Source organism: Phascolarctobacterium succinatutens CAG:287, from assembly GCF_000434895.1.
Classification (GTDB): domain Bacteria; phylum Bacillota; class Negativicutes; order Acidaminococcales; family Acidaminococcaceae; genus Phascolarctobacterium_A; species Phascolarctobacterium_A succinatutens_A.
On the sequence record NZ_FR892827.1, the window covers coordinates 30873 to 54649 of the forward strand.

The window sequence follows — 23777 nt, forward strand, 5'->3', positions numbered from 1 at the left end:
ATATGCTCTCCTATTTCTTTAAATTTTTAGTAATCCTGGCAATTTCATCCTCATCGGAAACCAGCTCGTCTACTGCCGGATAATCGGCGTTCTGCTCCTCGTACAGCTTGTAGGCATCAAGAATCTGCATTTTGATGTAGTCGGGAACAGGGATTTCCGTCTGCAGCTCACCGCGCATGGTTACGCGGAAGGCAACGTTCTCGTAGCGTTCACCGCTGTAGGTTTCGCAGGTGAAGGAAGTACGCATGAATTCATCCTTAAAGGTGCAGTCCTTCAGGATGTGCGCCTTGCGCTCCTTATCCCAGGCTGCATAGATTTTATACAGCTCCTGCTGTGCCTCCACCGGCACGTCCTCGCCCAGGACAACGGTTTCGGTTTCATCTATCGGCGTGCAGTCCATGTTGTTATAGACGGTGCCGTCCTCCAGCTCCAAATCAACTGTCAGTACATAGTCAACCTCATGAAAGCTGGCTGTTTTAATCTGCCATTTCTGCTGCCAGCGGGCAATGCAGTCCGGGCAGATAAATCTAGTATCGCGAATGCTGTTATTCATGTAATTATCACGATAATACAATTTTTCTCCGGGCACAAAATGTTCGCCGCATTCACTGCAGACGAATTCCAATGTACGAATCATCGGTCCAAACCTCCCAATATAATATGAAAAAGCCCTTACTTCGAATGCAAGGCGCTCTGCTATAACAGTAATCAGTAATGCCGTGGCTGTCGTGAAGCTGTGCTCCAGCACTGTAAGCCTTCGGCTTGATGTTTTGCAGCTTTTGCTGTCAATTACTGTTCAAATTGCTTTATTATGCCGTCAGCGGCAGTTGTATTCACCTCTGCTGCCCGACAGCTGCGCAAAATATATTCACACGTTCTATATTATAACATATCAGCTTGTTTTTCCCTAATAATTTTTCTTTAAAATGAGGGTTGTTTTAGATATTCAAGCGTGTAAATTTCGGTGAATGAAGGTTGAAAGGGAGAAAGCGAGCGTAAAAAAGCAGCTACCGTTTTTTTCGGTAACTGCTTAAAGACCGACTTTATTATGCATGCGTTCCGCCAATTTACTTGCCTTATCTGTGAGCTTGCCTATTCTAGTTTCTTTTCGCTGAGCTCTTCCTTGCTTTTTCTCTTTCTTAAGGCGCTTTTTATACTTAGCATAATCAATACATTCAAACGGACAAGGCCATTCGGTCAATTCTTTGGATTTTTCAAGCTCTTCCTGAATATCTTTTTCCAACTGTTCCGGTGTAAGTTTACGGTATTCGGGATCAATATAATTCTTTAATATATAAACCTTCACACTCATCACCTTAATTCTATACTGATACTTGGAAAAACTTCAATCCGTAAAAGAAATGTCCTCCGGTATATTTTCTCCCATATTTTTAATTTGCCTTAAATCCGCTCTATCAAGAAAATACCCTTTTCGGCAATCTTTACAAAAAATCGCTCCATAGCCATAGCCTTCCGCAGTAATTTTTCTATATCCGAAAGCTGTATTCTGCGAGTTGCAATACGGACATTTCCCAACTGTATTATTTTCAGCAAAGCAAAGTAAGTTTTTTTGCCATCTCATAACTTTTTCATCCCTAAAAAGGATGTTGGCACGCTGCGTCTTCAAAAGATTCACGAAGTTTTTCAGCTAACTCCTTTATTTCATCCGGTGCATCTTCTTTTAATTTGCAATGTTCGTCTAAATAAGGCTTGATAGCCTTCATCATCATATTTTCTTCTTTTGTTGGAAACCTCATAATCTCACCCCCGGTAAATCATAACTGTTTCATCTATAGTATAGACCTTTTTTATCAGCAAGTCTATAATCTCCTAAGACTGAATATATTATACTTGATATATTTTTATTCTTCTTGTTCTGAGAGTTTAATATTTTACTTTTTTCACTTTGCGAAATATATCAGGTAAACATGAAAAAAGCCTTTACGATAAACGTAAAGGCTATAAGTCCGACATTGGTCGGAGCGGCGGGATTCGAACCCACGACCTCTTCCACCCCAAGGAAGCGCTCTACCAAGCTGAGCCACGCCCCGAATCACAAGGAGTATTATACAGGTTTATTTGGATTTTGTCAACACTATTTTATAAATTATTTTAAACTTTTTTTACACCCTCTGTATCGAGGTCTAAAATATGATAGCAGGCATGCTCATTATTGGCCGCAAACACGTCTACCATAGCCTTGGCAATGCGCTCACAGTCTGCCTCCGGCGAAGCATAGGCCATCACTGTAGAGCCTGCACCGCTGATAATAGCGTTATAGGCACCTGCTTCCTTGGCTGCCGCAAAAACATCGGGCAAGCCCGGAATAAGATGCGCACGGTACGGCTGATGCAGCTTGTCCTCCAGCGCCATTCCCAGATACTCATAATTGCCGCTCAGCAGCGCACCGACCAAAAGCGACGCTCTGGAGGTGTTGTAAACTGCGTCCTTGTGCGGTACAGTTTTGGGAATAGCCTGACGTGCAAGTGACGTAGGCAGCTTGCTGTCGGGAACAACGGCGATGAACTTCAACGGCTTGACAGGCAGCAGACGCAGGGAATGCGCCTTCTCCTGCTCCATATAGCTGATGGTGAAGCCGCCGTACAGCGCCGGTGCCACATTATCGGGATGGCCTTCGATTTCCGTCGCAATACCGAGAAGCTCATCCTTGGTATAATAGTCATCACACAAAGCGTTGGCTGCAAACAGACCGGCAACAATGGCGCTGGAGCTGCTGCCCAGACCGCGGGACATTGGTATGCGGTTGAGCATCTTTACCTTCAGACCGATGCGCTGGCCGTCGGTTACGGCGTTCCACACGCGCAGAAAGCTGGCGAAAGCCAAATTACGGCCAAACGGCTTCAGATAATCTGCACCCTCGCCTTCTACCTCCAGCTGGAAGCCCTTCTTATCGGTTATTTCATAGCTTACTTCGTTATACAGATTGCAGGCCAGGCCGAGTGTATCAAAGCCAGGGCCGCAGTTGGCTGAGGTTGCGGGAACCTGAATAAATACTTTTTTCATGCTGCCGCCTCTTTATGCCAAATGTCTGTCTTCTACACGAATCACACAGCTGATTGCTTCTACTACCGGCAGTACGCGCAAAATTTGCAGCGCCATCTGCAGATTAGCCTCCGAAACACTGTGGGTAATTACAACAATCTCCGCCTTATTGCTCAGAACATCATTAGTCTGCACAACATTGCGCAGGCTCACGTTCTGTGCGCCGAAGGCTGCAGCGATGGCTGCCAGTGCGCCCGGTTTATCTGCTACCTGCAGACGGATATATGCCGGTGCGGACATCTTATCAGGCGGGCAGAGGCGTTTTTCCTCAAAGCAGGTGCAGCTGATGCGTCCGGTGGACTTGTGCTGCATATTGCGGGCAATATCAATAATATCGCCGCAGACAGAGCTTGCAGTCGGCAGACGGCCTGCACCGAGGCCCAGGAACATTGCCTCACCGATAGCATCACCGTTGACGAATACAGCGTTATAAACGCCGTTTACGCCTGCCAGCGGATGGGAAAGCGGAATCATCGTCGGGTTAACACGCAGGCTTACACCGTTTTCGGGATCGTTCTTGGCAATCGCCAGAAGCTTCACTGCGTAACCGAGGTCAGTTGCATATTTTATATCGCAGGCTTCGATGCTTTCAATGCCTTCAACCTGTACATCGTCCAAATTGAAGCGAGTATTGAAGGCAATAGATGCCAGAATAGTAATTTTACGCGCAGCATCCAGACCACCGACATCGGCAGTAGGATCGGACTCTGCATATCCCTTTGCCTGCGCTTCCTTCAGTACCTCGTCATAATCAAGGTGTTCGTTAGCCATCTTGGACAGCATATAGTTAGTGGTGCCGTTCACAATACCCATGATAGAGGTAATCTGATTGGCTGCCATACTGGTTTTCAAAGGTCCGATGATAGGAATACCGCCGCAGACGCTGGCTTCAAACATAAAGTCGCAGTTGTGCTCATGTGCCAGCGGGAACAGCTCGGAGCCGAATTTGGCCAGAACGTCCTTGTTGGCAGTAACAACATGCTTGCCGTTGGCAAAGGCTCTGGCGATAAATTCCTTGGCAGGATGCTCGCGGCCCAGCAGCTCAACGATAATATCAATATCCTTATCCTCAAGCACCTCATCGGCGTTGTCGGTAAAAATATATTTATCACCGTATTCCTGTTTCAGGCGGTCTACATGGCGGTCAAGCACCTTGGTGATTCTTACCGGCTTGCCTACCTCTTTGGCTATTTTTTCTGCATTTTTCTCTAAAACCTTCAGCACGCCGCCACCGACAGTGCCGGCGCCCAACAGACCAACATTTACAAAATCCTTCATTTAGTACCCCTCCAATACCTCAATCAGTAATCGGTTATACCTGACCTAAAACTTCCAGACGTTTTACGCCGTCAATCATGCGCAGCTTGTCCAGCAATGCCTCCAGATCTATCGTCAGATGCTTGGTTTCGATAGAAATAGTGGTGTTGGCAACGCCCTGCAGAGGAATACCCTGGTTGATGGTCATGATGCTGCCGGAATCGTCGGCAACAGTATTCAGAACCTTGGACAGCACGCCGGATTTGTGCTCCAGCAGTAAGGACAAGGTAATAATTTTTTCCTTGCTTGCTTCATAGAACGGGAAAACGAAATCCTTATATTTGTAATAAGCACTGCGGCTCAGGCCCATTTTTTCAACTGCTTCATTGATAGTTTTGATTTCGCCGCGTTTGAGGATTTCTTTAACCTTTATAGTTTTTTTAATTGCTTCAGGAAGAATTTCTTCGCGAACCAAATAGAATGTGGATTTTTCAGACATACTAGTGTCCCCTTTCTTCATACAAAGTTCTTTTAATATTATACCACTGTTCTCTTGAAAAGTACACTTGTTATTTTTGTAAATTTTGAACAAATTCAGTGCATAATACACGCATGCAAATATACAAAAAAGCTGCCGCAGGCAGGTTCCGTCACCGTAAGTAACAGAACAAGCCTGCAGCAGCTGCTGCGTAATTCTTAATTAAAATTAAGCGCGGGAAATGTAGTCGCCGGTTCTGGTATCGATAGCCAGAACGTCGCCCTCGTTGATGAACAGAGGAACTTTAACAACATAGCCGGTATCCATGGTAGCGTTCTTGCTGCCGCCGGTAGCGGTATCGCCTTTGATGCCGGGTTCGGTTTCAACTACGGTCAGTTCTACAGTGTTCGGCAGGTCAACGCCCAGTACACGGTTGTCATAAATCATGATTTTAACATCCATGTTCTCTTTCAGGAAGTTCAGTGCGCTGCCCAGAGTTTCTTTGCTCAGCTCGGTTTGTTCGTAGGTTTCATTATCCATGAATACATACATGCCGTCGGATTCATACAGATATTGCATTTCGCGACGGTCGATGTGAGCCTTCGGCAGACGCTCGCCTGCGTTGAAGGTACGCTCAACAACAGCACCGGTGCACAGGTTACGCATTTTTGCACGTACGAAAGCAGCACCCTTACCAGGTTTTACGTGTTGGAATTCAACAACCTGCCAAGCGTCGCCATCGATGGTAACAGTTACGTTGGTTTTAAATTCGTTTGTGGAAATCATTGGAAGCCCTCCTATAAATTTAAATATTAGACAATTTCAATAAGCTGCTTTTTGACACCGTTCAAGGCTCTCGCCCCATCCTCTGTCAAAACAACAGTATCTTCTATACGTACCCCGCCTTTACCGGGAATGTATATACCGGGTTCAATAGTGAAGATCATGCCTGTCTGCAGCACTGTAGCGCCACGCTTGTTGATCATCGGCATTTCGTGGATTTCCAGGCCTACACCGTGACCTGTTCCATGCACATAATAATCGCCGTAGCCGCAGGCGGTAATGCTGTCACGTACAATGGCGTCCAGCTCTCTGCCGGTCATGCCTGCTTCGGCAGCCTTCAGGCCCTTGCGCTGTGCTTCTTCAACTATAGTGTAAATTTCCTGCTGCCAAGAATTTGCCAGGCCCACTACCAGTGTACGCGTCATATCGGAATGATATCCCTTATAAACAGCGCCGAAGTCAAAGGTAAGAAAATCACCGACCTCGATAACCTTGTCGGATGCCATGCCATGCGGCAAAGCACTGCGTACGCCGGAGGCTACAATCGTATCAAAGGAAGCCTTTTCGCTTCCCAAGGCACGCATATAGTATTCCAGACGGCCTGCCAGACTGCGCTCGGTACAGCCGGGCTTGATATCCTCCAGCAGATGGATAAAGGCTTCGTCAGCAATGCTGGCAGCCTTCAGCAGCATGTCCAGCTCTTTCTTATCCTTAATCATACGGATATCGCTGAAATCAATGCTCTGCATATAGGTTTCGCCCAAAAGCTCGTGCAGCACAGTATAATCATCATAGCTGTAATACGCTCCGTCAAAGCCTACTACCTGCGCTTGGGCATTCTTTGCCAAATCAGCGGCGGCAGCCCAGATGCTGTGCGCACCTGTCGGAGTATACTCCAGCACCTTGAAGAACTTCATTTCGTTTCTGGCCTGCTCTGTATAACGGCCATCCGTAATCAGCACGCCCTGTTGTCTGTCAAGATACAGCAGACTGGAATCTCCTGTAAAGCCGGTCAGATAACGGATTGTGGTAACATCCTTAATAATGACACTGTCTACCTGCAGCTTGGCCATATGCTCCAAAACTCTATTGATACGCGTCATGATATTACCCTCTTTCCATAAAACTAGTGACAGCTATGAATCACCTAAATATTTTACCACTCATTGGCAAAACTTTCAACTATTATCTTTGCTAAGGCACTTTTTTTGTTAACTTTGTAGCATAACCAGCAAAAAAGCAGGCCGTAAGCAGCGCCCTGCAGCGTTGTCGGCCTGCCTTTTCCAAGACATACTTTAAAAATTATTTACATTCTGCAGGAGCAATGCCTTCTGCGGTTTTGATGTTCTTGCGTACATCGTCGCAGCATTTGTGGAAGTTTGCCAGCTCCTCGGCAGTCAGAGGCAGCTCCAGCACACGCTCTGCACCGTTTTTGCCCAGCAGAACAGGAACGCCTACAAAGACATCCTTTTCGCCGTATTCGCCGTCAAGCAGCATGGAAGCAGGCATAATGCGTTGCTCGTCGTTGAAAATGCAGCGTACCATACGTGCTGCGGTAGAGCAGATGCCGTATTCGGTGCAGTGCTTGCCGCTGTAGGTTACCCAGCCGCCGCCGATAGCGCGTTTTTGCAGCTCCGGTTTGTCAAAAGCGAATTTAGGATCCTCGTGTTCCAGAGAGCTTAAAGGAATGCCGTTGAAGTTTACGCAGGACCATGCAGCCATTTGGGAAGCGCCGTGCTCGCCAATCATGTAAGCGCTGATGGATTGCGGAGAAACGCCAGTCTGCAAGGATAAAGCAGATACCAGACGGGAGGTATCCAGACCGGTACCGGTGCCGATTACATGGCCTTTCGGCAAACCGCTTTCACGATAAAGGATGTTGGTGATAACATCGCAAGGATTGGTGATGTTAACAATGAAGCCGTTGAAGCCGCTGGCCATAACCTTGTGGATATAACCTTTAACCTGTGCTGCGGTAAAGGTAAGTTCATCTAAGCGGTCACCGCTGGCAACCAGGTCGATATCGCCGATGCAGTTTACGATAGCATCGCAGTCGCCCAAGTCAGCGTAGGTACCGCCATTGATTTTTACATCATGCGGGCAATACAGAATTGCGTCGCGCAGGTCCTGTACCTCGGCAGCCAGCTTGGATTCTTTCGGATCTACCAGCACCAGCTCGGCAGCAATGCCCTGAATAGCCAGGCTGTATGCAACGTGAGCACCAACGTGACCTAAACCGAGAATACCAACTTTTCTTGTTTTCATAATTAAGTTCCCCCCAAATTATTCTTTAATATTTTATTTGTCCAAAATAGGCAGCGTAGCTGACGCATGACCCATAATGGTAATATTGTAATCCTTTTTGCCCTGCTCTGCAAGCTTTTCCTGAGCCAGATCCCAGGCCTCCTGCAAGGATGCACAGGGAATATGACCTGTCTTGCGGACAAAATCGAAGTTCTCCGGGCGTGTTACCAGATAAGCCGTTACATCGTTGACAATGCAGCGCGCCTTGAAGGCAACAAAGGCCGGAATAGTGAAATTAGCACGGATATCCTTTTCAAACTGCTCCATATCGTTACGGCTGAAGCAGTCCGTAAAGATAGCAGGCTCCTTGATATCCGGGCAGTCCAAAGTGAAAATCATGATGCCGCCGTGCTTAACCGCAAACTGTGCGTTCATGTGGCACTTGGTAGCCTGATACAGGTTCAAATCCTTGGGATAACCGCCTGCGGAAGCAATTACTACATCAGCCAGCTGTTTGATGTGTACGCCTGCCATAGCCAGTAAATCCTTGCAGCCCTTCTGCCATGCCTCGTACCAGTGGCCTGCAACAACCTCGCTGATTTCTCCGTCCGGAGTAAATACGGTATTCACCAGAAAATCGGGATTCAGCAGCTTGCAGGATTCATACATATCCTGATGAATAGGATTGCCCTCCAGCAGACTTGCGTCACAAGCCTTGTTGCAGCCTGCGCCCTCTACCGGAGACATAGTCATGCAATGGTTTTTCATAATGCTGTCATATGCCGCTACGCCCGGCATAACAGCCTTGCGTCCGCCGCCGAAGCCGGCAAAGGGATGCAGTGTTACGGCACCGGTCAGAATAACTCTGTCGGCATTAGCAACATATTTGCTGATAGCAACATCATTGCCGAAGGAGGTTTGGCCAAGCAGTACCATATCCTCGCTCTTGCGGGAGTCATGTTGAACGATTTTCAGACGGCGCACCATCTCCTCGCCGCAAACGGTGATATCCTCTTCATGTGTATGACCGCGGTGGGTACCGGTAGCAACAATAACAGTGATGTCCTCGTCCTTTACGCCCACACTGTTCAGCTCGGCAACAATAACCGGCAGAAATTCGGACGTGCCGCACAGACGGGTGATATCGCTGATGACAATGGTTACAGTTTCGCCTGCATGCACAATTTCGCGCAGAGGCTTGGTACCGATCGGGTTACGGATTGCTTCGGTAGTAGCGGCAACAACGTCCTCGCAGACGCTGGATTCATTGCCGTGTATATCATATATAACGCGCTCCTCGGGGAGCACTACCTCTTCCTGTCGTTTGCCTATTGGCAGAAAGTATTTTTTCATCGACATCCCTCCATTTGAAAAAACTAAATCTATTATACATGAAATCAGCTAAATATACAAGCTGACAGTAAAACTGTAAAGAAAATTCAGCCTTTGTCTAAAATTGTGTTATAATACTACTATATGAAAGCGAGGTTCCCATTATGAAGAAAACTCTTATCGCCTATTTCACACGCACAGGCATTACCAAAAAGCTGGCCGAGGACACCGCCAAGCAAACCGGCGCCGACCTTTTTGCTATCGAGCCGATAAAAGAATATTCCTCCTCCTACCTTGTTTGTGTAGGCCAGGCCAAGCTGGAAAACCTGCAGAACGCCCGTCCTGCGATGAAGGCAAAGCCGCAGAACCTGCAGGACTATGACACCATTGTGGTGATGTTCCCTATCTGGTGGTTCACCTGCCCCAATATCATCCTCACCTTCCTAGAGGAAAACGACCTGAGCGGCAAAACAATTATCCCTGTCTGCACCTACGGCAGCAGCGGTAAGGGCAGCAGTGAAAAGGCTATGACTAAAGTTTGTAAAAACGCAACATTCAAGCCCTGTATCGAAGCAAACGGCCTCAAGGACAAGGCTGTAGCAACAATCGCCGCAGCTATCGACGAAGCATAAAAAGAATCATAAGCGTAAAATTAAGGCTTCCGCAGTTTGGCAACACCTTACTGCAGAAGCCTTTTGCTTTATAATTTTTCAGGATATGCTTACGGCTTTACGCATAAAATACGCTGCGTAAGATTTGTCAGCACGTTGATGGCATTAGCCAGCGCGCTGTGGTCAAAGTGCATATCGCGGTCATGCAGACGCGGCTCCAGGTCGCAGCCTATGCCCAAGCTGGCAGTTTTCAGCTGCGGACGCTCCTGCTTGAAGAAGTTGAAGTCCTCGCCTACCGTAATATTGGCAGCGGGAATCAGTCCCCCCGCTCCCAGCTCTGCGGAAATTACCTCCTGCGTCAGCGCCAACAGTGACGGGTCAGCCTCCGCCGCCGGGCAGGTGCCGACGATATGACAATCCGCCTCCGCGCCATACACCTTCGCCGTATTCACAACGATATCCTCTACTTTGCGGCGCAACTCGAGCATCTCTGCGTTCGACGTACTGCGCAGGTCAAAGCCAATGCTTACCTTGTCGCAGATAGCGTTGAGCGAGCCTGCACCGCCCATGAAGCGGGTAGTTTTGATACTGCCGCCCAAAAGCGGATTGCTGTGCAGTGCGTTGATGGCATTGACGATGGCGGCACCGGCATCAATAGCGTTCACGCCCAGATGCGGCTGGGAGCCGTGCGCTGCCAACCCACGGATTTCGCCTTCCATCAGGGTGCAGGCCGTCCAATTGATCTGGGCGATAATCTGACCGCTGCGTGCCATATCCTTCGGCATTACATGATAACCCAAAGCGTACTGCACATCATCCAGCGCTCCTGCCTTCAGCATCGCCAACGCGCCTCTGCCGATTTCCTCCGCAGGCTGACAAAGAATCTTTACACGGCCGCAGGCAAGGCCCTGCTCTTGCAGCAGCTTGGCTACACCCAAAGCGATAGTCATATGCGCATCATGACCGCAGGCGTGAATAGGCTCCAACGAACCGTCCTCATTTTTAAACAGCAGGCAGTCCATATCTGTGCGCACTGCTACCGTAGGTCCCGGTTTACCGCTGTCGAGCACAGCGGTAAGTGCGGTAGTATTGCCGACGTTTTCGGTTACATCGTAACCAAGCTTACGCAAAAAATCTGCCAGATAAGCTGCTGTCTTAACTTCCTTGAAGGCAGGCTCCGCCAGAGCATGCAGCTTGGGCCAGACCTCATTAATATGTGCTTGAATATCCATAATTAAAACCACCTTTGCATAGACAAAAGGCCAACGGCAAAGCTCCCGCAGGAGTTTGCGCGTTGACCATGAGCTCATTATTTATTATCCCAGCCTAAGTATACAGAACCGGGGAATTTCTTCTCGATGAATTCTGCATTTTCCTTAGATTGATATGCTTCCTGGAAAATCTTCAGACGCGGATCGTTCAGGTCTTTTTCCTGTACGGCAACAATGTTTACATACAGAGAATCCTTAGTTTCACGCAGGATAGGATCCTTGGCGGGGTCCAGGCCGGCGCTGATAGCGTAGGTAGTGTTGATAGCTGCGCAGGTCAGGTCATCCAGACTGCGGGGAATTGCAGCAGCCTCCAGCTCAACAATTTCGAAATGGTGCGGATTTTCGGTGATATCCTTAACGCTGGTAGTAACATCCTTCGGGTCTTTAACCTTAATCAGGTTGTTGGCAGCAAGCAGCAGAATGGCACGGCCGCCGTTGGTCGGATCGTTAGGAATACCGATTTTCGCACCGTCAGGAATGGTGTCGCCAGGTTTCAATTTTTTAGAGTAAATGTTAATCGGGAACAAAGCGGTGTTGAAGGCCTTAGCCAGCTTGAAGGAAGGCTCCTTATTCATGGTTGCCTTCAGGAAGGGCTCATGCTGGAAGCAGTTAGCCCAGATTTCACCGGCAGCCAGTGCGGAGTTAGGAGTTACGAAATCGCTGAACTCTTTAACTTCAATCTTCAGGCCTTTTTTCTCGGCAATCTTCTTTACGTTATCCATAATTACAGCATGCGGACCGGGGTTTACGCCTACGATAACGGGCTTATTCATATCTACCTTGCCGTCATCCTTAGAACCGCCGCAGCCTGCAGCTACGATAGCAAACATGGTCAGTACGCCTACAAGAGCGTATTTTAAAAACTTATTCATTTTCCATTAACCTCCCCAGCAGTTTACTAGACTGCTAAAACAAAATACGTTGTTATTATATTCTTTTGCAGGAGTATAGTCAAGAAGGAAAAATGTATACTATTTTACACTTTTTAAAAGTTTTGCAATGCAAAAAAGGCTACCACAATTGCTTGTGATAGCCTTAAATGTTCAGTTGCAGTCCAAACTAAACGGATTATTTAATTTGAGACATAACCTCTGCAGCGAAGTCCTCTTGTTTCTTTTCGATGCCTTCGCCCAGTTGGAAGCGGGAGAATGCCAGAACTTCAGCGCCTGCAGCTTTTACCAGTTTGCCAACGGTTTGGTCCGGATCTTTAACGAACTCTTGGTCAACCAGGCATACTTCTTTATAGTATTTGTTGATACGGCCCATAACCATCTTCTCGATGATTTTTTCCGGTTTGCCTTCGTTTTTAGCTTGCTCGGACAGAACTTCTTTCTCGTGCTCCAGCTCAGCAGCCGGTACTTGAGAGCGTTCCAGGTAGCTCGGGTTAGCAGCAGCAACATGCATTGCAACGTCTTTACCCAGTTCAGCATTGCCGCCTTTTAATTCAACAATAACGCCGATTTTGCCGCCGCCATGGATGTAAGCAGCAACAACGCCTTCCGGAGCTTCGTACAGAGCGAAACGACGAACGGAAATCTTTTCGCCGATCTTAGCAACGCTAGCGGTTACCAGAGCTTCAACGGTTTGGCCGTCCAGCTCGGAAGCCAGCAGAGCTTCAACGTCAGCCGGTTTGGTAGCTACGATATGAGCAGCAATTTTTTCAACGAGTTCTTTGAAGCCGTCGGTTTTAGCAACAAAGTCGGTTTCGCAGTTAACTTCTACGATTGCACCGATCTTGCCGTCAGCGCTTACGAAAGAGCCAACAACGCCTTCAGCAGCGATACGGCCGGCTTTTTTAGCAGCAGCAGCCAGACCTTTTTCACGCAGGAAGTCGATTGCTTTGTCCATATCGCCTTCTACAGCGGTCAGTGCTTTTTTGCAGTCCATCATGCCAGCGCCAGTACGCTCGCGCAGTTCTTTAACTAATGCAGCAGTAATTTGAGCCATCAGTTATTCCTCCTCAAAATGTAATATATTAACGTTAGGATTATTCAGCTTCTTCGGTTGCCGGAGCTTCTTCAGCAGCAGCTTCTTCAGTTTGCATACCTTGACGTCCTTCCAGAACAGCGTCAGCCATTTTAGCAGTCAGCAGTTTTACAGCGCGGATAGCGTCGTCGTTTGCAGGGATTACATGATCGATTTCGTCCGGATCGCAGTTGGTGTCAACGGTTGCAACGATAGGAATGTTCAGTTTGTGAGCTTCCAGAACAGCGATGTGCTCTTTGCGGGGGTCAACGATGAACATAGCGCCCGGCAGTTTTTTCATGTCTTTGATACCGCCCAAGTATTTGGTCAGTTTTTCCATTTCATGTTTCAGGCCGATAACTTCTTTCTTCGGCAGCAGGTCGAAGGTGCCGTCAGCTTCCATAGCTTCCAGTTTGCGCAGACGTGCAATACGGGTTTGGATGGTTTTGAAGTTGGTCAGCATGCCGCCCAGCCAACGCTCGTTAACGAAGAACATGTTGCAGCGGGTAGCTTCTTCTTTCATAGCTTCTTGAGCTTGTTTTTTGGTACCAACGAACAGAATGTTTTCGCCGGCAGCAGCAACCTCACGGATGAAGTTGTAAGCTTCGTCAACCTTTTTTACGGTTTTTTGCAGGTCGATGATGTAGATACCGTTACGCTCGGTGAAGATGTACGGAGCCATTTTAGGGTTCCAACGACGGGTTTGGTGACCAAAGTGTACACCAGCTTCAAGTAATTGTTTCATAGAGATAATAGCCATTTTTTGTTTCCTCCTGTTTTTTCCTCCGCAGGAATGGGTTATAATTCTTCTCTACGCGGCAAAACGTAGCAACAGATGAATTTTCCTGCGTGTGTTATTTTTACACCAAAATATTTTACCATAAATTCCGCAAGCAGGCAAGAGATTTTTACTGCTTGCGGAGGGTAAATGTTAAATTTTTTACATTATAATGCTGTGCTTACAGAATATATCCCAGATACGCCGCATAGCACACCAGCATCAGCGCCCCGGCCCAGCGTTGCAGGCGCTGAGTACGCAGCACGCACAGCCACAGAAGTACTGCCGCACCAAGCGCTACATAGGTATCAAAGTTGAAGGCAGATGCGAAGGGAATGTCGATAATCAGCGAGGACAAGCCTACTACGAAAAGGATATTGAAAATGTTGCTGCCGACGATATTACCGATGGCAATATCTGCGTTACCACGGCGTGCCGCCGCTACAGATGTGAACAGCTCCGGCAGCGAGGTGCCCAAAGCCACAATCGTCAGGCCGATAAAACGTTCGCTGAGTCCTGCATAGGTTGCAATAGAGGTTGCTGCACCTACGGTAACATTGCTGCCCGCAATAATCAGCGCCAAGCCGCCAACTGCACCCAACAGGCAGCGTCCCAGCGGCAGGCCGGGCTCTTCCAGATCACTGTCGACATTGCTCTTCATCGCCATGGTGTACAGATACATCATATATGCGGCAAAGGCTACCATGAGCACGCCGCCGTCCGCCAGACTGATGCTGCCGTCGCGTCCCTGATAAAACAGCAGTGCGGTAACACCGATTATGAAGGGGATTTCGATGCGTACGGTAGAACGCGCTACCGCAATCGGCACAATAGAAGCCGCAAGGCCTAAAATAACAAGTATGTTAAGAATATTACTGCCGACGATATTACCGATGGTAATATCCGCATTACCCTTAACTGCAGCAGCGATACTTACCGCTGCCTCCGGTGCGCTCGTGCCCATTGCTACGATAGTAAGGCCGATTACCAGCTGCGGAATGCCGAAGCGCATGGCAATACCTGCCGCGCCCTCTACAAACCAATCCGCACCCTTACCGAGCATCACAAAGCCTAAAGCCAATAAAACAAACTGTAAAGCTATTTCCATTTTCTTCCTCCTTGATTTGCAGCCGTCTCTAAAAACAAAAAAGCGAGACATTGCTGCAATAAAATTACAACAAAGTCTCGCTACTTAGTCACAAAGCCGGATTGCCGAAGCAATCGTACTGACGACAGAGTGAACACGCCATGCGTGCAAGCTACTCCCTTTATATGCATAGTTTAGCCAAACACAGGAAGTTTGTCAAGTAAAATTTAGCTTCTTTTGAACAGCTTGCCGAAAAGCGGTGAAAGCAGTGATAAAAGAGCTGCTACCAGGAAGAACAGGCACAGCGGACGCTGGAAGAAAATAGCAAAGCTGCCGTCACTCATAATCAGCGAGCCGACAAAGTTTTGCTCTGCCATACCGCCGAGGATAATGCCGATGATAATCGCCGACATGGAAAAGCCCAGCTTGTTCATAAAGTAACCCAGGAAACCGCTTGCCACCATCAGATAAACATCGTTCAGAGAATTATTGTAGGAATAAGTTCCGACGAAGGTCATCATCACAATAATCGGCAGCAGAATGTGTACAGGCACGTTAACGACCTTCATAAAAAGTCTGATTAACGAAAAGCCCATGATACCCATAATCACGTTAGCTAAAAGCAGACCGATGAAAATGGCATAAACATCAGGCGCCTTCTCCACAAAAAGCAAGGGACCGGGCTGCAGACCCTGAACCATCAGCGCGCCCATCATAATTGCCGTTGCGCCATCGCCGGGGATACCCAGCGTCAGCACCGGGATGAAGGCACCGCCGGATACAGCGTTGTTGCCTGCCTCGGAGGCTACAATGCCCTCGGGCTCACCGTTGCCGAAGTTCTTGCTGTGCTTAGACCAGCGCTTCGCCTGATCATAAGAAACAAAGGAAGCAATATCGCCGCCGGTACCGGGCACGCAGCCGATGAAGGTACCGATGAAGGACGAACGCAAAAGCGTGCTGAACACTCTCTTGATATCGTCAAACGAAGGCAGCAGACGGTCCAGCATCATATGCTGCTCCTTGCGTTCATTGTGATAATAATCCTCAATACTGCTCAACACCTGCGCAAAGGCGAACACGCCGATAAGCACAGGGATAAAGGACACACCGCCCATAAAATAGTTGGTGTCCAGGGTGAAGCGGATAGCGCCGCTCATACCGTCAATTCCGACCGTTGCTAAGAAGAGGCCGATGAGGCCGCCCATAATACCCTTGATAACACTGCCGGAGGAAACGCTCGTAATAATGCTAAGGCCGAAAATAGCCAGAGCAAAATATTCCGGCTTGGAAAACTGCAGCGCAACCTTCGCCAGCTGCGGTGCCAGCAAAATCAGGCATACGGTACTGAAGATACCGCCGAAGGTGCTGGCCAAAGTAGAAAGACCGAGAGCACGTCCGGGCTGCCCCAGCTTCGTCGCCATCGGATAGCCGTCCAGCGTTGTCGCTACGGAAGCAGGCGTACCGGGAGTTTTCAACAGAATTGCCGAAATACTGCCGCCGTAAATCGCACCGCAGTAAATGCCCAGCAGCATCAGAATACCGCCGATACCATGGAACGTAAAGGCCAGCGGAAACAGCAGCGCCAGACCCATATTAACGCTCAGGCCCGGCATACAGCCGAAGGCAATGCCCACCAGCACGCCGAAGAAAAGTCCCAGCAGATTCATGGGGACGAAAATCATATTTAATGCGCTCATTATATCTACCATCAGTATGACCCCCTACTCCATGAATACAGATTGCGGCATCTGCGTATGCAACAGCATGCCGAAAACAAGATAAATAAACAGCAGACACAGCACCGTTGTCAGGCCGATTACCTTATAATTGCGATAATCCATAAGACGCATAACAGCCGCAATCATAAGTGCCGCTGCCGGATAAAAGCCAAGAATGCTGATGAGCACACAGAACAAAACAACAAAACCCATCATTAAATAAACGCGCTTGTTGCCTGTCGAGGAAAGCTGCACCTTCACGCCATGTAAATCAGTTTTATTGACAAAGGTATAAAGCAGCAGCAAAACCGAAACAGCGCCCAGCACCGCTCCCAGCGTAAAAGGCCAGAAACCCGGACCGGGGCCGTTCTCCGTAAACTCCAGCGGAAAGGCTGCAGCCGCCTGCATAATCAGACCACCGATAACCGCGCCCAGCACGCCCACTATATAATTACATACTGCCATGTTATTCATATAAATCATCCTTAAACAACTCCGCCATCAAAATTGATGTCAATTCGATGCCAGACTAAATTGAGTAACTGAAATTTTATTGCAAAGCTAAGAGCAAACTAAAATGGATAAATGAACTCTTATTGCAAAGCTAAGAGCAAACTACATTGAGTAATTAAATTCTCATTGCAAAGTTAAAAGCAACCTACATTAAGTAATTAAATTCTTATTGCAAAGTTAAGAGCAATCTAAATTGAGTAATTAACATATCCCAAAGCGCATTTGCAATTTTAGTCAATAAAGGTATGGAACAACAGAAACGAGGGTACGTAACAACAGGTTACTATCTGTAAAATTTTACCGAAGTTTCGTCTTTGTTCCACCTGAAATTGACGTTATGCCCTTTGGGCATAGGAAAATTGCGCATCGCGACGGGAATGTTAATTACGAATCACTAACATTGCTTTAATTCATTACGCCTCTTTAGGCCCAACACGCTTAGCCGCCGCCATAATCGCCAGACGACCATGCTCAAAAGTCAAACCGCCCTGGAAGAAAACATTAAACGGCTCACGGCACGGCCCATCAGCGCTCAGCTCAATAGAAGCGCCCTGTACAAAAGTACCCGCAGCCATAATAATCTCATCCTGATAACCCGGCAGCGGACTCGGAACCGGCTCAACGTGCGCATCAACAGGAGAATTGCCCTGAATAGCAACACAGAAATCGCACAAACGCTGCTTGCTCTCCAAGGTAATGGCCTGAATAATATCGCTGCGGCGTTCCTCCGGTAGCGGCTTAACAGCATAGCCAAGGCCTTTGAAAACAGCAGCCGCAAAAACAGCAGTCTTAACAGCCTGCACCACAATATGCGGAGCCAGGAAAAGTCCCTGATAGAACTCACGCGCGGTATCACCAAGAGTTGCGCCCATCTCGCCACCCAGACCGGGAGCGGTAAGACGGTAGGAAGCGTTCTCTACCAAATCGGCACGGCCGACAATATAACCGCCGGTCGGAGCCAGGCCGCCGCCCAGATTCTTAATCAGAGAGCCTGCCATCAAGTCAGCGCCAACCTCGGTAGGCTCCTGCTTCTCGATAAACTCGCCGTAGCAGTTGTCGACAAAGCAGATAACATTCGGGTTAGCTTCCTTAGCAGCACTGCAGATACGGCCGATTTCCGCAACGTCAATAGTCTTACGTTCGCTGCTGTAGCCGCAGGAGCGCTGAATATGAATCATCGTAGTCTTGGAGGTAACAGCATTTTTTACAGCCTCTAGGTCGACATGGTCGCCGGTCATCGGCAGCTCCTTGTAAGTTACGCCCAGGTCAACCAAAGAGCGGGGAGTTTTAACCGGAGAGCCGATAATAGTCTGCATAGTGTCATATGGAGCACCTGTTACGGCAATCAGCTCATCGCCTGCGCGCAGGTTGCCCAGCAGAGCAACTGCCAGCGCATGAGTGCCGCTGACGAACTGAGAACGCACCAATGCTGCCTCAGTCTTGAACAGCTCCGCATAAATCAGATCCAGAGTATCGCGGCCCACATCACTGTAGCCGTAACCTGTAGTAGGCTTCAAGTAGTAGTCGGAAACCATATTATTACGGAAAGCCGCAATAACCTTTTCAGTATTGTACAAAGCTGCTGCTTCCAGCTCTGCGGTATGTTTAGCAACCTCAGCTAAGGCTGCCTGCTCTAATGCATTGTAATCAACCAAAATTCTCACCTGATATTTTTATATTTTTCGGCATAACGCCAATTCATCCTAAGCCTTGGCATCTGCAGCAAGATACTTGGCAAACTGCTGCACCTGCTCCGCGTCCAGACGCACCTTCAGCAGGGTGCCCTCCGCCAGATATTCCTGCTCCAGTACCGTGCCTGCATCATGCAAGCGTCCTACCGCAGCGGAATCGCTGTAAGGCACGAGGAAGCTCTCCTCTACCGCCTTCAGCTTCAGGTTTTCTGCAATCAGCGCCAGCAGGCCGTCAAGATTATAACGTCCCTTTGCGGAAATGCAGATGCTGTTTTCTTCCTTGCTCAAACGCTCTGCCAGACCGGAATCCGGCGGCAGCTTATCAATTTTATTATAAACCGTGATAATCGTCTTATCCTTGGCACCCAGCTCATCCAGAACCTGATAAACTGCTGCAGCCTGCTCCTTATACAGCTCGTGGCTGACATCAATAACGTGCAGCAGCACGTCGGACTGCACAACCTCCTCCAGCGTAGACTGGAAGGCTGCAACAAGCTGATGCGGCAAGCGTTGGATAAAGCCGACGGTATCTGTCAAAATAGCCTGCTGCTTATTCGGCAGGTCTAATTGGCGCGTAGTCGGGTCCAGCGTTGCGAAAAGCTGGTCCTGCGCATAGATATCCGAATTAGTCAGCGTATTCAAAAGCGTTGATTTGCCGGCGTTGGTGTAGCCCACAAGGCTTACCGTAGGCACACTCGCCTTCGCGCGTCCGGCCCTGTGCAGAGTGCGCACACTCTTAACCTTGCCGATGCATTCCTTAATATAGGCAATGCGGTCACGGATGCGACGGCGGTCAACCTCCAGCTTAGTTTCGCCGGGACCGCGGGTACCGATGCCACCGCCAAGACGCGACAGCGCCAGGCCCTTGCCCATAATACGTGGCAGTGTGTATTGCAGCTGCGCCAGCTCAACCTGCAGCTTACCTTCATTAGTATGCGCACGCTGGGCAAAAATATCGAGGATGAGCGCCGTGCGGTCAAGCACACGCACACCCATTGACTGCTCAATATTACGCTGCTGTGCCGGCGACAGCTCATCATCAAAAATGCACAGGTCTACGTTCTCCTGCTGCACATAAAGCGCCAGCTCCTGCACCTTGCCGCGGCCAATAAAGAACGCCGGGTCCGGCTTGGGACGCTTCTGCAGGAAGCGTGCCACAACCTCCGCACCGGCAGTATCTGCCAGCTGCTTCAGCTCCTCCAAAGAATCCTCGGCCGTCCAGCCGCTGCTGTTGGGGGCACCGTATTCCATGCCCACGATAATCGCCCGCTCCGTTCCCTGCGCCAGACTGGCACTGCCCGTCTGCTTATCAAGGATGCGCTCCACCATCGCCGCCAGATTCGGGAAGAACACTCCCTCCGCCTCCTGCAGCGTCAGCGGTCCGTAGCATTCCACCTGATATTGCTCGTTATCGTCAATACCGGTAATCATGCCGAAGCTCATCTGCGACTGGCTGATATCCGGCGAAGTAACGCCGACAGCAATCATCGCATCAAAACGGTTATTCTTCAGTGCGGAAATATCCACACCGCTCAGCAGCGGATTGCCGTTGGGATGGGTATGCACGCAGCGCACACCGCTAAGACGGCTGGCACCGCGTCTGCCATCTACCGGAGGCAGCTCCACACTCTGATCATTGCCCACCGATACGGCAAGCACCTGACCGTTGCGCGCAACATAAACGCTCACCTCGCGGTTAATAAAATCAGTAACATCCGCCATACGCAAAGCCAGCTCGCTTGTCAGCAGCTGACCGCCCTCCAGACGGATATCATAAAAAGTTTTTAATTCTTCAATAACGGAATTACGGATACCCTTCAGGTTGCCGTAAATTTCATTAGCCATGGGTATTCACCTCCAATTGGGGGTTAACTTAGCAATTTGCTTATCGAAAGGCTACCCTTGGGGAGTAGCTTAGCAATTTGCTTACCGAAAGGCTCCGCTTGGGGGGAGCTGGCGCCCGTCAGGGCGACTGAGAGGGGCCTGAAAGAAACGTTGCTTTAGGCAGAACCCCTCTCCGTCATCGCTGCGCGATGCCACCTCTCCCCTAGGAGAGGCTTTTCTTGCCCTGCCGGCAATTCACCTTGTCTCCCAGAGGAGAGGCTCGGTCGCCCTTGTTATTATCTTCTTGCCTTCGCCGGCTCAATATTAACCTTATACCCCTTGATAAAGTTCTTGTTCATCGCACCGATAACCTTTTCGGCTACATCCTCCGGTACTTCAACAAAGGTAAACTTATCATAAATATTAATCAGGCCGATATCACGCGCCGGAATGTCTGCTTCGATAGCAATGGTGCTGACAATATCCTTAACCATAATCTTCTGGCTGCGGCCGATGTTGATGAACAGGCGCACCATGCCCGGACGGCCGCCGGTGTTGCGCAGGTCCTTGGAGAGGATATCCTCCTGCGGAGCCTCCAGAGCCTTAACACCCTCCTGCATCAGCTTCAGAGCCGCGGCAGCAACCTCTTCGGCGCTGTATTCATCCAGCAGGCTTTCAGCAATCGGCATATAGTCATGGTATGCGTTCAGCTCCAGCACAGTCTGCATCTTGCTGATAATCTGGTCGCGCTGACGCTCGATAACGTTAGCAGCGGTCGGCAGCTGACGGCGTTGGATTTTAGTCTTGACGGTACGCTCAATCAGCTTCAGCTGACGGAACTCACGCGGAGTGATGAAGGTCATAGCTACACCGGTGTTGCCTGCACGACCGGTACGGCCAATGCGGTGAACGTAGCTTTCCGGATCCTGCGGAATATCAAAGTTGATAACGTGGGTAATATTATCAACGTCGATACCGCGGGCAGCAACGTCGGTTGCAATCAGCACATCAACAGCGCCCTCGCGGAATTTCTTCATTACGCGGTCACGCTGGTTCTGGCTCAGGTCACCATGCAGGCCCTCAGCCATGTAGCCACGGCTGGAAAGTGCGATAGACAGGTCGTCAACACCCTTTTTGGTACGGCAGAAGATAATCAGCTTGCCGTCGATTTCTGCATCCAGCAGACGGCACAGGCCTTCAATCTTATCCTTGGTTTCGAAATAGTATTGCTCAATCAGAGGAACAGTCAGCTCTTCCTTGGAAATAGTTACATTCTTCGGCGCCTTCATGTACTTCTTGGTCAGGCTCAGAATCGGACGGGGCATAGTTGCGGAGAACAGCAGAGTCTGGCGTTCAACCGGCAGGCTGCGCATAATCTCTTCGATATCATCAACAAAGCCCATATCCAGCATTTCGTCAGCCTCGTCCAGTACGAGGAATTTGATATGGTCCAGATGGATAGTACCGCGGTTGATATGGTCAATCAGACGGCCCGGAGTACCGATAACAATCTGCACATTGTTGCGCAGCGCACGGATCTGGCGTTCAATCGGCTGGCCGCCGTAAACAGGCAGTGCACGCACGCGGCGGGTACGGCCGATTTTGCCTACTTCTTCCGCAACCTGAATAGCCAGCTCACGGGTCGGAGTCATAATCAGCGCCTGAATATGCTTGAAGTCGGTAATTGCCTGCACCAGAGGAATACCGAAAGCAGCAGTCTTGCCGGTACCGGTCTGTGCCTGGCCGATAACGTCGTTACCTTCGAGCACCAGGGGAATAGTAGCGGCCTGAATCGGAGAAGGCTCTTCGAAGCCCATGTCAGTCAGGGCGGTTACAATTTTTTTGTCCAGCTCTAAGCTGCCGAACATCTCTTTTTGAATGGTCATTAATGTTTATCCTCCATATTGTTTTTTTCTTCTAATAATTTATCAATAGCCATGGAAATAGCTGTCTGAGCTATTCTCAGCTTATTTTCTGTTCTTGTAGACATAAAACGGTGCTCCTGACAATATACCACATCGTCGGTAGCAACGGCAATATATACAAGGCCTACCGGCTTGCCCTCGCTGGCTCCCGGTCCGGCGTTGCCCGTAATGCTCACACCGTAATCGCTGCCCAGCTGCTTGCGTACGCCCAGCGCCATTTCGCAGGCGGTTTCGCGGCTGACAGCGCCGTATTTGGCCAGCGTATCTGCCTGCACATTAAGCAGCTTCTGCTTAGCCATGTTAGTGTAGCTGACGATGCTTCCCAGCAGATATTCACTGCTGCCCGGCACATCTGTAACCAGGCTGCTGGCAAGACCGCCGCTGCAGGATTCCGCAAAGGCAATAGTTTTGCCCTGCTTCAGCAGCTCCTGCCCTAAGCAGGCAGCCAGAGTGGCATCATCCACACCGTATATATAATTATCAACGCTCTTGCGTACCTTGGCTTCCATAGCGTCGAGCATTACAGCTGCCTCTTTATCATTGGCAGCCTTCGCTGTAAGTCTGATGAGAATTTCACCGTAGCTGGCATAAAGTGCAATCGTCGGATTTGTCTGCGCCATAATCAGCTCGTCGAGCTTAGCAGCAACCATAGATTCGCCGATACCGCGCAGATGCAGGGTACGCGACATAATAATGCCGTGCTCGCTGAAGCGCTGCAGCATTCGCGGCAGCAGCTGCTTTTCGCACACATCCGTAAGCTCGCTCGGAGGTCCTGGCAGCATAATGAAGATTTTGTCCTTATATTCCAGCCAAAGTCCGGGAGCGGTACCAACATCGTTCTGCAGTACCTCGGCCCCGATGGGCACATACGCCTGCTTCTCGTTATTTTGCGAAGGGCAAAGTCCCTTCTTGGCAAAATATGCATCTATGCGTCCCCATGTATCCAAATCGAGATAGCCTTCGGCATGACAAACCTCCATCACCATCTCCTTGGTAATATCACCGCGCGTCGGCCCCAGACCGCCGCTGGTAATGATGATATCGGCGCGCTGCATAGCCTGTTCCAGCACTGCGCGCATACGCTCCGGATTATCTCCGACCGTAGTTTGATATAAAACATCAAAGCCTATATTGTTCAGCTTGCGGGATAAATACTGCACATTGGTGTTTAAAATTTCACCCAGCAGCAGCTCCGTCCCGGTAGTAATGATTTCAACCTTCATCTGCTGTCACCCTC

At 49.3% G+C, this 23777-nt stretch carries 23 protein-coding genes and 1 tRNA gene; 1 reads left to right on the forward strand and 23 read right to left on the reverse strand.

The features are described from left to right. Positions 1–10 precede the first annotated feature (10 nt). The 12 genes from BN587_RS10680 to larA form a co-directional block, all read right to left on the reverse strand. A complete protein-coding gene (locus BN587_RS10680) occupies positions 11–637 on the reverse strand; it encodes a hypothetical protein (protein ID WP_021721130.1) in 627 nt (208 codons plus the stop codon). Positions 638–1030: 393 nt separating this feature from the next. After that, the gene (locus tag BN587_RS10685; RefSeq protein WP_044484918.1) at positions 1031–1306 is read right to left on the reverse strand and encodes a hypothetical protein; all 276 of its coding nucleotides are present in this window, start codon (positions 1304–1306) and stop codon (positions 1031–1033) included. Between the two features lie 39 nt (positions 1307–1345). Next, a complete protein-coding gene (locus tag BN587_RS10690) occupies positions 1346–1582 on the reverse strand; it encodes a hypothetical protein (protein ID WP_044484919.1) in 237 nt (78 codons plus the stop codon). Between the two features lie 13 nt (positions 1583–1595). Beyond that, positions 1596–1757, reverse strand: coding sequence for a hypothetical protein (locus BN587_RS12115; protein ID WP_021721132.1), 162 nt, complete (start codon positions 1755–1757; stop codon positions 1596–1598). 217 nt (positions 1758–1974) lie between these two features. After that, positions 1975–2051, reverse strand: a tRNA-Pro gene (locus BN587_RS10695). Between the two features lie 61 nt (positions 2052–2112). Further along, positions 2113–3024 (reverse strand): homoserine kinase, encoded by a 912-nt coding sequence (gene thrB / locus BN587_RS10700; protein WP_021721133.1) that lies wholly within the window; start codon positions 3022–3024, stop codon positions 2113–2115. 12 nt (positions 3025–3036) lie between these two features. Further along, a complete protein-coding gene (locus BN587_RS10705; RefSeq protein WP_021721134.1) occupies positions 3037–4341 on the reverse strand; it encodes a homoserine dehydrogenase in 1305 nt (434 codons plus the stop codon). A 34-nt stretch (positions 4342–4375) separates the two neighbouring features. Then, entirely contained in the window at positions 4376–4819 is a 444-nt protein-coding gene (locus BN587_RS10710) for an ACT domain-containing protein (protein ID WP_021721135.1), read from the reverse strand. A 207-nt stretch (positions 4820–5026) separates the two neighbouring features. Further along, on the reverse strand, positions 5027–5584 hold the full coding sequence (gene efp, locus BN587_RS10715) for an elongation factor P (protein WP_009145091.1): 558 nt from the start codon (positions 5582–5584) through the stop codon (positions 5027–5029). Positions 5585–5610: 26 nt separating this feature from the next. After that, complete coding sequence (locus BN587_RS10720; protein WP_021721136.1) at positions 5611–6684, reverse strand: aminopeptidase P family protein; 1074 nt, start codon at positions 6682–6684, stop codon at positions 5611–5613. Positions 6685–6883: 199 nt separating this feature from the next. Beyond that, complete coding sequence (locus tag BN587_RS10725) at positions 6884–7846, reverse strand: L-lactate dehydrogenase (RefSeq protein ID WP_021721137.1); 963 nt, start codon at positions 7844–7846, stop codon at positions 6884–6886. Between the two features lie 33 nt (positions 7847–7879). After that, positions 7880–9178, reverse strand: a complete 1299-nt coding sequence (larA, locus tag BN587_RS10730; RefSeq protein ID WP_021721138.1) for a nickel-dependent lactate racemase — start codon at positions 9176–9178, stop codon at positions 7880–7882. Positions 9179–9321: 143 nt separating this feature from the next. Here larA and BN587_RS10735 point away from each other — a divergent pair, with 143 nt between their 5' ends. Continuing rightward, a complete protein-coding gene (locus BN587_RS10735) occupies positions 9322–9789 on the forward strand; it encodes a flavodoxin (RefSeq protein WP_021721139.1) in 468 nt (155 codons plus the stop codon). An 89-nt stretch (positions 9790–9878) separates the two neighbouring features. Here the strand turns inward: BN587_RS10735 and BN587_RS10740 are convergent, their stop codons facing one another. The 11 genes from BN587_RS10740 to BN587_RS10790 all read right to left on the reverse strand — a co-directional run bounded on the left by BN587_RS10740 (position 9879) and on the right by BN587_RS10790 (position 23763). Beyond that, positions 9879–11000: an amidohydrolase gene (locus BN587_RS10740; RefSeq protein ID WP_021721140.1), complete on the reverse strand. Its 1122-nt coding sequence runs from the start codon at positions 10998–11000 to the stop codon at positions 9879–9881. A gap of 77 nt (positions 11001–11077) precedes the next feature. After that, complete coding sequence (locus BN587_RS10745) at positions 11078–11911, reverse strand: MetQ/NlpA family ABC transporter substrate-binding protein (protein ID WP_021721141.1); 834 nt, start codon at positions 11909–11911, stop codon at positions 11078–11080. Positions 11912–12107: 196 nt separating this feature from the next. Continuing rightward, positions 12108–12986, reverse strand: coding sequence for a translation elongation factor Ts (gene tsf, locus BN587_RS10750; RefSeq protein ID WP_021721142.1), 879 nt, complete (start codon positions 12984–12986; stop codon positions 12108–12110). A gap of 40 nt (positions 12987–13026) precedes the next feature. Further along, entirely contained in the window at positions 13027–13764 is a 738-nt protein-coding gene (gene rpsB / locus BN587_RS10755; RefSeq protein WP_021721143.1) for a 30S ribosomal protein S2, read from the reverse strand. A gap of 199 nt (positions 13765–13963) precedes the next feature. Further along, positions 13964–14890: a calcium/sodium antiporter gene (locus BN587_RS10760; RefSeq protein WP_021721144.1), complete on the reverse strand. Its 927-nt coding sequence runs from the start codon at positions 14888–14890 to the stop codon at positions 13964–13966. Positions 14891–15096: 206 nt separating this feature from the next. After that, entirely contained in the window at positions 15097–16578 is a 1482-nt protein-coding gene (locus tag BN587_RS10765) for a tripartite tricarboxylate transporter permease (RefSeq protein ID WP_021721145.1), read from the reverse strand. A 12-nt stretch (positions 16579–16590) separates the two neighbouring features. After that, positions 16591–17061 (reverse strand): tripartite tricarboxylate transporter TctB family protein, encoded by a 471-nt coding sequence (locus tag BN587_RS10770; protein ID WP_303684977.1) that lies wholly within the window; start codon positions 17059–17061, stop codon positions 16591–16593. A gap of 452 nt (positions 17062–17513) precedes the next feature. Next, entirely contained in the window at positions 17514–18764 is a 1251-nt protein-coding gene (locus BN587_RS10775; protein ID WP_303684978.1) for a methionine gamma-lyase family protein, read from the reverse strand. 39 nt (positions 18765–18803) lie between these two features. Further along, complete coding sequence (gene hflX / locus BN587_RS10780; RefSeq protein WP_021721148.1) at positions 18804–20636, reverse strand: GTPase HflX; 1833 nt, start codon at positions 20634–20636, stop codon at positions 18804–18806. Between the two features lie 275 nt (positions 20637–20911). Next, positions 20912–22501 (reverse strand): DEAD/DEAH box helicase, encoded by a 1590-nt coding sequence (locus tag BN587_RS10785; protein ID WP_021721149.1) that lies wholly within the window; start codon positions 22499–22501, stop codon positions 20912–20914. Beyond that, a complete protein-coding gene (locus tag BN587_RS10790; protein ID WP_021721150.1) occupies positions 22501–23763 on the reverse strand; it encodes a competence/damage-inducible protein A in 1263 nt (420 codons plus the stop codon). Before BN587_RS10790 ends, BN587_RS10785 begins: the two co-directional genes overlap by 1 nt. Positions 23764–23777: the final 14 nt, after the last annotated feature.